The sequence below is a fragment of the Autumnicola musiva genome (assembly GCF_031846585.1).
In the GTDB taxonomy this organism is placed as follows: domain Bacteria; phylum Bacteroidota; class Bacteroidia; order Flavobacteriales; family Flavobacteriaceae; genus Autumnicola; species Autumnicola musiva.
In genome coordinates, this window is record NZ_JAVRHK010000023.1 from 1 (window position 1) to 15011 (window position 15011).

The window sequence follows — 15011 nt, forward strand, 5'->3', positions numbered from 1 at the left end:
TCAATTATTACCCTTAACTTAGTGTCCCACCAAATGTAGCAAGATCATTATTGTTGTATTAGAAAATTAAACAGTTCTGATCTGGGTAAGTTTATACATTATTTACCGCAAGTACGGCAGTTAATAATATAAAAATTGGTATAAGTACAGAAAATTTGACTTTAACCGGCTAATTAAATTAACATCTTGACATTCAAACCGTAGATCTCCTATAAGTCAACAATTTTAACATTTATTTTAACTTCATTTTTGATAAATCGAACCAAAAAAGCCTTCAAAATCAATGAATTTGAAGGCTTTTGATATTGTAGTGACCCCTATGGTACAAAATTCGAACCAGTTAATAGAAGATTTAAAGCTTTTAGCCGACATGCTGGCTGCTTAAAAACATTCAAATCACTTATTTACAATAGATTAAATATTTCTTAGAGGTAATTGCATCTTTATTGCCCCTTTAGAGGCCTTTTTACTCCTTTATTGCCCCTTTGGAGAATATAGTAGGTTCCCTTTCCTTTGGAACCTATTTTAGTTATAAAATTCCTATCAACAAGCATTTGTAAATCATAAAATACCATCCTTTTTGAGATTCCAAAAAGTTCTTGATATTCTTTATTATTAATCCTGCCATTTTTTTGTCAATTGTCAATTCTTCTGGTAAAGTTCGGATTCCATAAGCATAATCGATCATCATAAACACGAAGAAAAGTATAAGTACTTGAATAATCTTTATGAATAATAGCATTCAATACTGCTTCCCTTAAGGCCGTTTCAGGATATTCTAATGGTTCCATCCGTTCCAATCCTTTATAAGAAATAGGCCTAACCAAATATTTGGTTTTAAGGATTTCGATTACCTTATCAGCCATCTCAAAAATATTGGTTTCAACTATGTCTTGGAATAAAAGATCATGGCTGGACTTTCCAAATCGCCCAATCTTGAAACTGGCCGTTACTGACACTTTAATTAAATTTTTTCCAAAATAATAGGACGGCAGCATTTGTTAGTTACCCTTGATCTGTGAGAAGTCCAAGATTTTTAAATAAAGTTTTTTTGCCAATGTTTAATGTATTCGGAGGAATTCGATCTTTTTTAATCGCCTTTATAATAAATGTTTGGATACTATTATCATTAAGGTCGGAAAAAGTTATTTCTTCAACAGCCATATCCTCCCATTTCTTTCCCATTTTATTCAGTAACAGATTTTGCAATGCAATTCCTTTAAGTTCTTGTTTGGAGTCGTAACCGAAGGGACGGCTGGGCGGTAACTCAAAGCCTCATTTTATGTAATACTATTATTGTGAAACTTTAAAAATAAAAAACTATGTTGATTTAGTCGAATACTTTAATCAATAAGTTTCATTATCGAACGGCCGAAGACGAGACCCGGACGCACGGTGATGTGAAAAGCGCATCCTGTCAATTACTGGCGGAGCCGTCTACTCGATTACCTGACGCCATCTTTTAGAAATTTCTTTTTGATATTCTGTAAATGTGGTTTTCGTAAGTTCGAGACTACCGTTCCACAGATCTTTTTGAAAACGCCTGTTGTAAGAATCAACTGATGTTTTAACCACTTTTCCGTCAGAGAAATAAATTCCTTTTAAATCTTTGTATTTCTCAGAATACGCAAGGTTTGCTAAATTTTTACCTGCTTGTGCTGGTGTATGGACATTGCTTTTGAATAAGGTCAGAATAGGGAAGACATTATTCCATAAAAATCGCATAACAGGGGTGTAAGTTCTTGCAAGCCCCGTACCTGGTGTTAACCCTGGGTCATAAGCATTTACCCTGATATTTGTAAGCTTTAAACGCGCTTGTAATTCGTATGTCGTCATTATGTTGCACAACTTTGACGTGGAATACCTTCTTTGCCCTACAATATTTTGTTTTTCGGAAGTTTCTTTTGGGAAAGCAAGTTCTTGAGTACTTGTGTAGATTGGTGGTTCTATAGGTGTTTTTAATGCAGGATCGTGAGTCTCGCTGGATGTGAATGTTATATGTCCATCATTTTTCATAAAGGGCAGTAATTGTATTGTCAAGGCAAACGCACCTAAATGATTTACACCAAACGTCTGTTCGAATCCGTCTGTGGTATATTGCGTTTTACCAATATTCTGCACGCCTGCATTGTTTATCAAAATAGAAATGGATAGATTTTTTTCTCTTGATAATTTCTCTGAAAATTGACGGATAGATTGTAATGAAGCCAAATCCAATTCCAAGGAAATTAGATTTTTATGGCGTGTTTTGTCCTTTATCTTTTCAATCACTTTTTTTCCTGCCTTTACATTCCTAGCAGGAATAATAATTTGTTCGTTTTTGGCAATTTCAGCCATTCGTAAGGCACATTCAAAACCAATTCCGCTGGTTGCACCTGTGATAACTATTGAATTCATAATTTTTTGCTTTTTATTTAAATGATGAAGTAAAGTTCAGCACTTCAAAAGCAAAAACTTTTGCCATTTGGCAAATAATGAATTCAGATGCTTTTTCTAATTCTACTTAATGATGATTGTGTGATTCCCAAGTAGGATGCGAGATAGGAAAGTGGAACTCTATTAGCCAAACTTGGGAATTTCTCTAAAAAATTTAGATACCTTGTTGTGGCATCTTCGGCTAACATTGGGCTTAGTTTATTTACTTTTTCAACCAATGCTTTTTCGGTTATTTTGTTGATAATACCGTCCCATTGAATAATAGTAGCTGATAAATCATTAAGTGATTCTGTAGAAAATACAAGCAGGGTACAATCTATTACGGCCTGTACGTATTCCGAAGATGGGATTTTTTGATTGAAGCTGTTTATGTCCACTGCAAAATTGGTTTCATCAACAAAGTATTTAGTGATTTCGTCTCCTTCGCTGTTGTAGTAACATACCCGTAAAATACCTTCTTCAATAAAAGCAACTTGTTTTGGTATTTTTCCTGCTTCGGAAAAATAATTGCCTTTATTCAATTTCAACACCTGTGCTTTTCTCGTTATCAAATCAATTTGTTGTTGATTTAGCTGCCCAAATGCCAACAGATAGTTTATTAATTTGTCCATGGTCACAAAGTGGTAATTACATTTTAATCGAAATTTGTCAAATGGTAAAAAATGGTTGATGATTTTGGTATTGTTACATTGGAATTGGTTTTCCGTTTGCAGGTAACAGTAATTATAAAAATAGTATCGAATTAATAACCAGTTGTTTTCGAATAACAAAATACTTAATTAAAAACAAAAAACGGCTTGAGTATGCGCCCACCCTACTATTACTTTTATACATCTTTGTTAGCAACTAGCTATTTAAATGTTTTCTTCATAAATGCTCTATTTTTTTTCGATAATTTCAGTTCCATCTTCTTCCAAGCAAAATATCCTTTATTATAGATATTATAGTCTAATTTTTTACATCTTTTTTGAATGCTTCAGCACCTTGTTCTGGAAAATATTCATCGTTTTTCCCCCATACGATAAGCATTGGTGGTTGATTATCTCGCAAGTACTTTTGCCATCCAGGTTTATTTTATGTGCATTAGGTCTGGACATTCTTAGATAATCCAAGTGCCAAGTATCAGGATTTACGGTTTCCGGATTTCTGGCTCCATGGGTATATTACCCCCTTAAACCATCCAAAGTAAAAGCAATATCTTATTTCTTTTGACCTCCCAATTGATTCCTTTTTCTAATTCAATTTTTCCTCCGAGAGCTCTGATATATGATATTGTGAGTTATTATATTACAAATTGTAAAATAGTGAACAATTTAACTATAATCATGTACCCTAATTCATAAATGGTAGCACTTCGATAGTAATTCAAATGTGAATGACAGTAAAAAATACTTTAATATCTATTTTCATTAAATTTTAATTCATTTTACCCTGGCACTTAACTCAAAAATTTGTTAATATCTCCTTCTAAAACTTCATTTTGGATAATAAGTCACTCCATTTGCCATTTTTTAAGGGGTTTTTTATAAAAATGAATATTTCTCAAATTATTTTTTTCATCGGATGAAGAAAAAGATATAATCGTAAGAATAATTGCAAATTAAGATATTCTTCATTTTAGCGAATATTTAAATATAACCCTTGTCTAAAAAATATAGTTTAAAAAAGCAATTTATCAAAAAAAAGAACCTGCATCAGCATCAAATGCATCAGCAGGTTCTCGCACAAACTAAACTAAACACAGGTTTTTATTTTGGCTCTTCTAACCTATAACTACTTGTAGCAGTATGAGTATTGCCAAACATATCAGTGGCTTTTACTTCAATTTTATGTTCTCCGGTTTCCAGTTTATAGGGAATATCACCCCTCCACAAATGTTCACTCTTTATGGGGTTTGATGATCGTCTCCCAGGCATCAAATCTTCCGCGAGATCCCATTCGTATACCATTTCCAGGTAAGAAGGATCGTAGTCTTCTACATAATCCATTTTTTTCCATTTTCCATCATCTATTCGGTACATCACTTCATCCCCCTCGGTTCCCATAAAGAAATTTACAAATATTCCTGCCTGCGTCCGGCGGTTATTTGCCACAACTTTAGGCGCGAAAATTTCCATTTGGTAGGAATTAGGCTTTCCGGCAACCTTATAATCTATACTGTACTTATTTCCATCAAAATTGATAAAGGCGTAACCCTTTGGCGTTCCATCACGCATTGTGGATATCGGGATGTTATTTTCATCTAGTTTTCCGGAATACCAGTCGCCAGAGGTGGTTCCTACGTTGTAATGGTGATGTAATTTTTCCTGTTGCCATCCTTCTTCTTTTCCGAAGAAATCCTGCCGCTGAATATGAGTGTGAGCTGAAAGTGAAAGTGTGTGTGGAAAATCTTTTAGAAGCTTAAAAAGCTTTTTTCTATCTTCATCCCGAAAGGTATCCTTCCCACCGGGTTCGCTAAGCGGAATATGCATCGCAATAACTATAAGGTGGTCTTTTGGAACTTGTTTTAGATCGTTTTTTATAAACTCAAACTGATCTTCCCTAAAACCTCCCCAGTATTTTTTGCCGTCACGAGGGTCTGGGTAGAGCACATCATCTAAAACCAAAAAATGTACTTTGCCATAATTAAATGCATAGTTGGCAGGACCAAAATGTGCTTCGTAAGTTTCATCAGAGAGCATATCGGTTTCCACCTCAAAATTGATATCGTGGTTCCCCAGTAAATTGTACCATGGAATACCTGCCTTTTTCACAGCCTTTATGTAGGGATTGAATAGATCCAGGTCATTTCCCACCAAGTCACCAAGACTTAATCCAAAAGGTACATTTTTAATATTTTCTACTTCGGTTACAATTCCTTCAGCAAAATAATCTACTTCTTGTTGCGTATAGGGCTGCGGATCCCCAAAAATTAAGGCGGTAAATTCTTCTTTTTCTTCAGAAATTACTAAAGCAAAATCAATAGATTTTGGCAATTTTCCTGTAGCCTTAACACCTTTGAATTTGAGAGCTGGCGATCCTTTTGGTTTATGGATATAGAAAAACTGTGGCAGGTTATCTTCATTGGAGCCAATCTTATAACCGGAAGGTTTTATTACCGAGATAATATCATCTTCCCCCACAGGCAATTTATACTTTCCTTTAGAATCTGTTAGCACTACTTCCCGTCCATTGCTAACAGCTACATTGGTAATTCCTTTTTCACGGTGGTCCTTTTTGCCATTTTGATTATTGTCTTCAAATACATAGCCTGTAGCATGATCCTGGGCGGATAAGATTGAAGAAAAGCCCAGTACTAAAAGGGTTATTAAAATTTTCATGTTATTTTATTTAAATCTGTTTATTATTCAGGGTTTGACTACCTGAAAAACCTGCTATCAGGCTAAAAGCATTGACAGCAAGTTTCATTTAAATTCTTTTTATTTTAGAAAAATTTAATTTTGAAAAACTATGTCCTCATAGTTTTTAGAAAGTCTAATATGGTCATATCCTATTGAAGCATTATTCCTATAGTTATTCCCAATTCTAATCCTGTTAAATCCTTCACTACCGTCAGGCCATGGAAAATCCAGGTCGGCATCTTCTATATTAGGTTCACTGTTAGGATCAGGATTTCTCCATAAGTAAAAATGCGGAGTACCTCCGGCACCACTCATTTCCATTTTGGCTACAAACCATGTCTTGTCGCTGGAATTACTTCCCTCAATAGTTAAGTTAGGACCTTGCATACCAGCCACTCCCTGCTGTTCTGTATTATAAGGAGTTCCAATTAATGCTAAAGAGATGTCTCCTTTATAAAGCCCAAGTCCAGACCAGGATGCTGGTTGCTCTGGGTTAACATAGAAGCCGAGCCAATAGGTGGTATTCTCATAATTACCCCAGTTATCAGCCAGGGAACGGTAATAGTTTATGTTTTCTTCTCCAGATGTAGTAACGGCATGGTTCCCTCCGTCTTCTCCATCGGTGGGGATGTTACCGTTTTGTAACAGGAAACTACCAGAATCTTTTTCCCAGGAGTCTCCCCATCCATTGCTTGCATTTCCGAGACCATTTAGATCTGTGCTTTCTCCGGCCAGGTCGTAAGTATCAAAGTCTTCGGTCACCAGATAATTCATATCAGGATTTTCCTCCTCTTCTTCTTCATCTTCATCCTCTCCTGAACAGCAAATCCCCGGTAATAATTTTAGTTCTTCAAAATAATTCCTGTAGGCTTCAAAAAATTGATGATCCTGAAACATAAGAGTTGTTTCATTATTATATTTATAGGCGTTATTAGTGAAATTCTGACTGCCCATTAAAACGAGGTCTGTCTGCTGACCATTCCAGTTACCTTCAATAATCATAAATTTTGAATGAATGTTGATATCGTCATATATTTTGACAAAAGCTCCATCGCTGGCAAAATTTCTTAACTCTTCCTGAAGTGATGCGTTTAAATTACTTTTAGTTATAATCTCTACTGTTGCCCCTTCATTATGTAGCTCTTCGAGTTTACGTAAGATAGATATACGTGAAGGAGACCAACCGGACATACCAATCTTAATACTGGTTGAAGAGGGATTGGTAATATTATTCAATACCCCAATTATGTTATCGTCCCCTATTTGCCCTCCATTTCTGCGCGGGTAGAAAAATGCTGTTATATCTTCTTCATATTCCCGGTATTCATAATTTTCCATTCCCTGCCCCGCTAATTGTTTGGTATCATTGTAATAATCGAGATAAGCATTATACAATCCTTCATTAGAAAGGGTAACAGCATCCTGAATCCTGCGGGTATCATATTCTGTAAAATTGTGTGAGGATTGGTGAACAATATTATTTATGCTTCCACCTTCTGCTTCAATTTCAGAAATCAACATAAATTTGTTGTGATTAATCGCTATAGCACCGGCAGTGTTATTTACTCCAACAAAGTTAACGTTAGCAAGATTCTCCATTTCTTCCATATAAGTTCGATTGTTCTCTACATGATTTTGATCATGCGCACTCACATCTACCATAATATTGACAGATACCCCTCTGCTATCTGCTCTTTCTATGGCGCTTACAAACTGTGGGAAATCGTGAAATGAATAGACTGAAATATGAATAGTTTCTCCTGAAGGAGTGGCATCTACCAATTCAATCATCCTGTTCATAATAGTTAATGAAGGATTTCCTGCAGCAATTTTGATGGGATCTGTAAAGGTTACTTCTGGAAGATCAATCACTATTTGTTTTACAGGGTGATCTATTACCTCTTGTTCCTCAGTACCTTCTTCTGTATTAAAACCATCATCGGTCTCACATGATGAAAAAAATGTGAGTACTAAAAACAGGTAGAAATAATTTCTTGTGATAATTCGTTTAATGTTCATAATTCAGAATTTTTAGTAACCAGGATTTTGAGTTAAGTTTGGATTAGCATCTAATTGTGGTCTTGGTATTGGAAAAATATTTACATGATCGTTGGGATCTGCTTCTTTCTCCCACCACGCATCATTAAATTTATTAAACCGAATAAGGTCTGTCCTGCGCTGTAATTCCCCAAATAATTCCCGACCTCTTTCAGCCAGCAAGTTCTCTTCGGTTAACTCTGAAAACAAGTTATTATCCAGTCCTGCCCTTATTCTTATGCGATTTACAAGTTCAAGTGCTTCCCCGGTTGTTTCCCCTTGCCAGAACCTGGCTTCCGCTTTCATCAAAAGAATGTCCGCATACCGGAATATTGCAAAGTCGTTGTTTAGATTTGCTGTTGAACCTGGTGCTATTTCCCATTTGCCTATTCTAGCACCCTCTTGTCTTAAAGCATCATCTAAAGCGGTAATTTCTGGTGTAAAAGTTATTGGAGGACCATCGGGATCACGTGGCTCTACTCCCGGATCTGTCAAGCGTTCTCCTGTTGAAGAATACTGAGGTCCTACAATAAATCCTTCTTTTCTAATATCTTCTTCGCTATAAGAATTATAGAATTCCTCTAAAGTGGAGAAGCCATTCCAGGGTTGGACCGTTAAATTATAGGTGTCCTGATTTTCATAGTGCAGGCTAATTCTGTGATATTTAAAAACCGGCATAAAAATTTCATCGTATGGAATGGCAAAAATAAACTCGGGAGAAGCTTGATTATTTGTAACAAAATTGTTGAAAAAATTGTCAGCCAGGCTAAATTCACCGCTATTGATAATTTTATCGCATGCTGCTTCAGCCTTGCTCCACTCTGGAGTATTTTTGTATACTTCAGCATTTAGGTACAGCTTAGCCAAAATAGCCTGCACAGTATAATAATTAATCCTACCGTAAGCATTACCTCCAACATCCTGTGTTACTAAATCCTCAATTTCCATAAGTTCACTCTCAATAAAATCAAATACTTCTTCCCTGGAATTTGTTTCCGGAGCAAAATCATCGGGAACATCAAATTCAGTTACTATAGGTACATTCCCAAAAAGATCAATTAATTGCCAGTAAAATAATGCTCTCAGCCCTCTGAGTTCTGCTATGTATCGATCAGAATTTTCAACATCTTCCAAATTTTCGAATTGAAAAATTAGACGGTTCACTGTACTAATGCCTCCAAATAAAAAATTCCAGGTTCTATTCGGCCTTACGGCATCTATATTCCATTCATGCCTATGCAATCTTCTATGACTTCCGCCATCGTTCCAATCTGAGCCTCTTGTAGGAACCACCATTTCATCTGTGGTAACTTCCTGTAATGCAATTAACCTGTTGTGGTCTGCCCATAAATCAAGATTGGCATATGCTTGGCCCAAAGCTGAAACAAATTCTTCTTCGGTATTGTAAAAATTTTCGGGAGTTGCATCGCTGTATATTTCTTCGCTAACATCCGTACACCCGTGATTAATTACAAACAAGGATGATATAAATAGAAAGCGCGTAAGTGTTTTATTAATCAAATTCATAATTAATTAGCTTTTTAAAATTGTACTTGTAATCCTAGGGTATATGTTTTACTGCGTAACCAGGTATTTCTCCCGTCTATTCCAGCTGCCAACGGATTATCTTGTCTTACTTCCGGATCCACTCCGGTATAGTCTGTAATAACAAATAAATTCTGTCCGGTGAGATATAAGCGCAAATTAGAAAAGAAAGAATTCGCTATTGAAAAATTATATCCCAGGGTAGCATTATCCAGCATTACAAAATCCCCATTTTCAACATAGAAATCGCTAAAGGTTGGCACGTCTTGTAGCTCTTCATTGAAATACTTTGTTTTTACAATATTATAGCCTCCGCCAGACTGGTTCTCATAAAAGGCTCTGTTGGCATTAACTAGATCGTGACCAAAAGACCCTCTGAAAAAGACATCCAAATCGAAGTTGCCCCAAGTAAATGTATTTCTAAAACCTAAATGAAAATCCGGTAAACCATTCCCGATAATAGTTTCATCATCTCCATCGATTATCCCATCTCCATTTAGATCCTGCATTTCCCATAAGCCCTCTTCGTTTAAACCGTTGTTGCGATAGCCCCATAATAGACCAAGTTCTTCGCCTTCAATAGCTATAGTAGCAGGAACGTTACCTAATCCCGGTACTCCCAAAGTTGAAGTATATCTTCTTCCTCCAAAATCAAGACCGGCTTCTTCATCTGATAGGGAAACTAAAGTATTCTCCAAAAGGTAAGCTCCGTTCAAACTTGTAGTCCAGCTAAAATCTGTGCTCCTAATAGCATCATATTCAATTAATGCTTCTAAGCCACTTCCTGTAATTTCTCCAATATTTAATTCAGTTATATCCACCAGGTTCGGTGGTACCGGGACACTAAGCGGATAAATAAGGTCTGTGGTAGATCTTTTGTAATAATCAAATGATCCTGATAATCTGTTATTTAACAACTGGAAATCGACTCCAACATCAAATTCGGCTTTTTTCTCCCATCGTAAATTTGGATTTGGATTCGAGGATGGTCCATAAGTAGGTATCCATTCTCCATTATAGTAAAAGTTACCTTGCGGACTTAAGGTTTGTAAAGAAAGATAAGGGCTTGAAGGAGTATTTCCTGTTACCCCGTAGCTAGCTCTCAATTTGAGGTTATTAATTTGTTCCTCATTAATCAAGTTCCCAATATCTATACCACCGCTAACAGCAGGGAAATCGCCCCATTTATTTCCCTTTCCAAACATGGTTGAGCCTTCTCTTCTCAAGCTGGCCGTTAAAAAATAAGTATCTTGGTAATCGATATTTAACCTACCGAAAAAACCAATTATTTTGCTTGAATTTTGATAACTATAGCCATTCGCCAACCCGTTTTCAAAATCTAATGCCGCGCCTAAATTATGATATCTAAAAATGTCGGTAAGGAAATTCCCGGCATTTACGTTAAAACCATTGTTTACAAATTCTTGGTAAGAGTAGCCTACTAAAGCTTTAACATCAAAATCACCAAATTCATCATCAAAGGTAGCGGTAGATTCGAAAAGATAGTTATTACTTTTATCTTCGTCTCTCGAGGCGTAACCATTTCTATTTAACCCGGTGCCTAAACTAAACTTTGAAGTATAGCTAGCATTTTCCCTCATATAGCGCTGCCGGCTATAACGTGCCAGGATGGATAAATTATTCAAAGGCTTTAACTCAGCTTGTAGATTTAGGTTTAATAGGTTAGTTTGTCTCTCATTTCTGTCTTGCTCCAAGAGCGCTACTGGGTTAAAGTAGTTGTACAAGGTTTGCTGAAAGTAACCCCCATATTGTTCGTATTCTGGATCATCAGAACGTACCGGTGCTGTAGGATTATATATAGTTGCCTGTCTAAAAGCTCCAGTATTTGCACCCTCCGAAGTTAACATGGTACCTGTAAAATTCATGGTGACTGCAAGGCGGTCATCCCACGCGTTATGTGTGAGATTTAGTCTTGCATTTAACCTGTCAAATCCTGTGTTTAAGGCTATACCCTGAATATCGCGATAATTTAAAGAAGCGCGATAAACTGTTTTTTTACTTCCTCCTGTCAAAGCCAAATTATGAGAATGGCTTATCGCCGTTCTCGAAATTTCATCGGTCCAATTGGTATTGTAGCCAAAATCTGGACCAATTTCACGCTCTCTGTATTCCTGAGCGCTCATAACAGGAATGGTATTGGCAACTTCCTCTACAGATACGTATGTATTATATTCTATTCTATCTTTGCCTTCTTTTCCTTTTTTGGTAGTGATTAAAATCACCCCGCTTGAAGCCCGACTACCATATATTGCAGCTGCCGAGGCATCTTTTAGAACTTCTACAGATTTAATATCGTTAGGGTCTACCCCGTTTAAATTCATGCCTATAACCCCATCTACTACTACTAAAGGCTCAGAATTGCCTCCTAGGGTAGATACGCCTCTAAGCCTTATAGTTGATCCTGCATTAGGATTGCTGCCTACTTTACTAATGCTTAATCCAGGTATTTTACCCTGCATTAAAGTATAGGCATCGTTTACATTTCCCCTGTTAAATTCTTCTTCTGAAATTGATGATACAGCACTTGTAACTTCTGATTTTTCCTGGGTTCCATAGCCCATAACTATCACTTCCCCTAGCGCATTAACGTCTTCCTGTAGAACTATTTCTATTTCTCTATCGGAAGAATTAGTTACAGTGTACTCATGCCTTTTATATCCAATCATGGAAAAAACCAGGGTATCCTGAAGTGACGCCTCAATTTCAAAATAGCCCCCCATATTGGTAATGGTTCCTTGCGCTTTATTTTTTATAGAAATATTTACACCTGGAAGAGGCTCGTTCTTTTCCTGAGTTTCATAAACTCTTCCTCTAACCTCAATTAATTGTTGAGGATTGGTAGCAGATATATTAATATTCCTTCCTTCTATCCAATATTTAAATCCAGCTTCCCTGGATAAATCGTTCAGAATAAATTTTAGGGATTTATCTTTAAAGATGGCATCATATCTGTTATTGTTATTGTTTACATTATTTCCGTAGTTGAAAGTATAACCGGAAATAGTATGTAGTTCTGAAAATATTTCTTTCAGCAGTGCTTTTTCTAATTTAATATTTAATTTTGCTATATTAGAATTGGCCTGTGCATAAGAAGTGTACATAGTAATACACGTCAGTATCAGGTAAAAGGATTTTCTGATATTCATAATTGTTTTTAAATATTGTTTTCTACATTCAATGTTTAATTTGAAGGCCTGTTCCCGCAGGCCTTTGTTATTGATCTTTGACTTTTATCTCATTTTTTTCGTTTTTTATTATTTGAATTTGACTTATGTAATTAAACCTTTTTAGTACCTGTTCTAAGGTGTCCGACTTATTTATTCGTATTGATATTTGATTTTCTTTAAAAGATTGACTGGGTTCTGACAGCTCTATATCAAATCTTTCTGAGAGGAACTTCATAAAATCAGAAACATTGATATTTTCAAGTTTAACTTCTTCCTTCCACCAGCTGGTAAATAAATCGGAATTTATTTTTTCTTTAATAAAAACGCCGGAACCGCTCACTTCTACTTGTTCTTCCGGAAGCAATAAAATGTCATCTTTGTTTTTCTTATTTACCACTTTTACCTTTCCAGAAACCACTGTCACCCTTACATTATTACTTTTTTCCTGAATATTAAAAGAGGTACCCAATACGATGGTTATAATATCTCCATTGGATACTAAAAATGGTTTGTCTTCATTCCTTGCGACATCAAAAAAGGCTTCTCCCGTCAATTTCACCTCTCTGGCTTTCTTATTGTATTTACTCTCATCGTATTGAATCTGGCTTCCTTTATTTAGGATAACCTTAGTCCCATCCAGAAGCCTTATATGTTTTACCTGAGTGATGTTATTCCTGTAAGTTTTAATATGGGAAGTAGTACCAAACCATAACCCCAGGATTCCAAGTCCAACTACAATTAATACGGAAGCGGCTATTTTAAGCCATTCGCTGTTCGTACCAAATAAATCCTTTCGAATATTGCTAAAAATCCTGTCCCTGATTTCCTGAACAGGTTCACCATAATCAAGAGTGGTGGATTTTTTCTTTAATTCTTTTTCAAACTTTTTAATAAGTTCGACTTCTTGCTGAGAAGCTTCCCCTTTCAAATATTTCCTAAGTAAGAATTTAAATTCTTTTTCTTTCATTGCTGTCTTGCTGTTATTAGTATATACCATCTTGCATAGCATACACCTACTCTAAAGTGCAAAGACAACAATTGGTTAATACGGGTAGGGCTTTACTAACATTTTAATAACAAACAGTGGCTGTTTTGTTAAATAAAGAAGAAGATGTAACTCAAATTTTGTTTCATCTTTTTGATCGCCTTTGAGATATGGTTTTCAACCGTTCGCTGGCTTATATCAAGATGAGCTGATATTTCATCATTTTTAAGGCCTTTGAAACGACTCAGTATAAAAATCTCTTTGCATTTCGCAGGGAGGGTCTCCATGATATTTTCAATTTTTTTTCTGGTGTCGGCCAAATAAAGTTCATGATTGGACTCCAGGGGAGTAGGCAATTGTTCTAATATTTCAAGTTGTGAGGTTGTAAATTTAGTATCTCTAAGTTCCTTATAAACCTTATATGTAACTGCTTTATAAAGATAAGCTTCTACATTGTCATTATTAATTTTATCGCGGCGTTTCCAGAAATCTATCCAGACGTCCTGAACAATATCTTCAGCAATATTTTTTGACCCCAGCAGTTTAAGGGCATGGGTAAATAAGGACTCCCAAAGTTTGTCAAATAGGATGGCAAAAGCATTTTCGTCTCCTTGCCTAATCAAGCCCATTAGTGTTCCAACACTTTTTTTATCTTCTGAATTTTTTTTCACGACAGCAAAATAAGAGAAGAATTTTTGCAGAGGTATTAATTAAAAGTAAATAAAGTTTAAAGTTTTAGTTGTGGATTTCAGGTTTAACTCCCAATCAGAAGCAATTTCTGAATAATCCTGCCAAGAGTTTTCTTAAATATTATTTCCAGGTTTAAATTCTCGTCAAAATAGGCCTTAACATCAAATTACCACCGACATAATAAGTTGCGCTAATTCCTTTTCATAAAAATACTCCAATGCTTTTTGATAGGTTTTAGTACGTAACCCTTGATGATGTATGAGGGTTATCTCCTCAGTCATCTCAAAAGTTTCTTGTTCTTGAGTGTATAAGAGGATGAAGCCAACAAATATTGTGGGATACGTTGTATAAATTGCGGATAATTGTTGGTAAGATGCAGGTACAATTTTCTCTTGATGTATATTTGTTCAATAGAATATCCTCAATGTACATTTCCAAAAACCTACTTGAAAATGGGCGTGCCGTGTCTTAAAAATGAGCAAGAGTGTGTTTTATTATACTCCTCTCCCTAAAGATGACAAGCCTATAGAAGAAGCCTTACAGCAAAAGGCAGAGAAGTATAGTGAAGAAGGCTTTTGGATGGCTTATGAGCGACTGCGCAAGGAAGGGAAGCCATGGAAATCCATTTGGTATTGTTTTCTTGGAATGGGTAGAATTTCTGATAGGAGATCAGCCCCAAAAACTAGCATGAATAGTCTTGGGAAGTTTCCTTGAGCCTATAGGGCACCTTTGTTAAAAAATAGAAATAATTTGATCTAGATATAATCAGGAAGAAACTTTAAATTTTAA

10 protein-coding genes and 1 pseudogene are annotated in these 15011 nt (G+C 35.8%); 1 reads left to right on the forward strand and 10 read right to left on the reverse strand.

What is annotated here, in order from left to right; all coding sequences use genetic code 11:
• Positions 1-635: 635 nt before the first annotated feature.
• The 10 genes from RM539_RS18035 to RM539_RS18080 form a co-directional block, all read right to left on the reverse strand.
• Positions 636-866, reverse strand: a complete 231-nt coding sequence (locus tag RM539_RS18035) for a hypothetical protein (protein WP_311504821.1) — start codon at positions 864-866, stop codon at positions 636-638.
• Between the two features lie 139 nt (positions 867-1005).
• Entirely contained in the window at positions 1006-1164 is a 159-nt protein-coding gene (locus tag RM539_RS18040) for a hypothetical protein (RefSeq protein ID WP_311504822.1), read from the reverse strand.
• A gap of 273 nt (positions 1165-1437) precedes the next feature.
• Positions 1438-2397, reverse strand: a complete 960-nt coding sequence (locus RM539_RS18045; protein WP_311504823.1) for an SDR family NAD(P)-dependent oxidoreductase — start codon at positions 2395-2397, stop codon at positions 1438-1440.
• An 83-nt stretch (positions 2398-2480) separates the two neighbouring features.
• Positions 2481-3047 (reverse strand): Crp/Fnr family transcriptional regulator, encoded by a 567-nt coding sequence (locus RM539_RS18050; protein WP_311504824.1) that lies wholly within the window; start codon positions 3045-3047, stop codon positions 2481-2483.
• A 1137-nt stretch (positions 3048-4184) separates the two neighbouring features.
• Positions 4185-5756 carry a calcineurin-like phosphoesterase C-terminal domain-containing protein gene (locus RM539_RS18055; RefSeq protein ID WP_311504825.1) on the reverse strand — a complete coding sequence of 524 codons (1572 nt, stop codon included), beginning with the start codon at positions 5754-5756 and terminating at the stop codon, positions 4185-4187.
• A gap of 114 nt (positions 5757-5870) precedes the next feature.
• The gene (locus RM539_RS18060; RefSeq protein ID WP_311504826.1) at positions 5871-7796 is read right to left on the reverse strand and encodes a phospholipase D-like domain-containing protein; all 1926 of its coding nucleotides are present in this window, start codon (positions 7794-7796) and stop codon (positions 5871-5873) included.
• Positions 7797-7808: 12 nt separating this feature from the next.
• Positions 7809-9341, reverse strand: a complete 1533-nt coding sequence (locus RM539_RS18065; protein WP_311504827.1) for a RagB/SusD family nutrient uptake outer membrane protein — start codon at positions 9339-9341, stop codon at positions 7809-7811.
• 14 nt (positions 9342-9355) lie between these two features.
• A complete protein-coding gene (locus RM539_RS18070; RefSeq protein ID WP_311504828.1) occupies positions 9356-12526 on the reverse strand; it encodes a SusC/RagA family TonB-linked outer membrane protein in 3171 nt (1056 codons plus the stop codon).
• A 67-nt stretch (positions 12527-12593) separates the two neighbouring features.
• Complete coding sequence (locus RM539_RS18075; RefSeq protein ID WP_311504829.1) at positions 12594-13514, reverse strand: FecR family protein; 921 nt, start codon at positions 13512-13514, stop codon at positions 12594-12596.
• Positions 13515-13642: 128 nt separating this feature from the next.
• On the reverse strand, positions 13643-14203 hold the full coding sequence (locus tag RM539_RS18080; protein WP_311504830.1) for an RNA polymerase sigma factor: 561 nt from the start codon (positions 14201-14203) through the stop codon (positions 13643-13645).
• Between the two features lie 475 nt (positions 14204-14678).
• Between RM539_RS18080 and RM539_RS18085 the strand changes: the two are divergent.
• Positions 14679-14903, forward strand: a pseudogene (locus RM539_RS18085) (IS3-like element ISLbl2 family transposase); the annotation flags it as partial.
• Between the last annotated feature and the right edge of the window lie 108 nt (positions 14904-15011).

What these genes read in the sequence shown, in the direction of transcription:
- RM539_RS18060 (WP_311504826.1), bottom strand. Translation starts at nt 7,796, where the DNA reads ATGAACATTAAACGAATTATCACAAGAAATTATTTCTACCTGTTTTTA.
- RM539_RS18050 (WP_311504824.1), bottom strand. Translation starts at nt 3,047, where the DNA reads ATGGACAAATTAATAAACTATCTGTTGGCATTTGGGCAGCTAAATCAA.
- RM539_RS18035 (WP_311504821.1), bottom strand. Translation starts at nt 866, where the DNA reads ATGGCTGATAAGGTAATCGAAATCCTTAAAACCAAATATTTGGTTAGG.
- RM539_RS18045 (WP_311504823.1), bottom strand. Translation starts at nt 2,397, where the DNA reads ATGAATTCAATAGTTATCACAGGTGCAACCAGCGGAATTGGTTTTGAA.
- RM539_RS18055 (WP_311504825.1), bottom strand. Translation starts at nt 5,756, where the DNA reads ATGAAAATTTTAATAACCCTTTTAGTACTGGGCTTTTCTTCAATCTTA.
- RM539_RS18075 (WP_311504829.1), bottom strand. Translation starts at nt 13,514, where the DNA reads ATGAAAGAAAAAGAATTTAAATTCTTACTTAGGAAATATTTGAAAGGG.
- RM539_RS18070 (WP_311504828.1), bottom strand. Translation starts at nt 12,526, where the DNA reads ATGAATATCAGAAAATCCTTTTACCTGATACTGACGTGTATTACTATG.
- RM539_RS18065 (WP_311504827.1), bottom strand. Translation starts at nt 9,341, where the DNA reads ATGAATTTGATTAATAAAACACTTACGCGCTTTCTATTTATATCATCC.
- RM539_RS18040 (WP_311504822.1), bottom strand. Translation starts at nt 1,164, where the DNA reads ATGGCTGTTGAAGAAATAACTTTTTCCGACCTTAATGATAATAGTATC.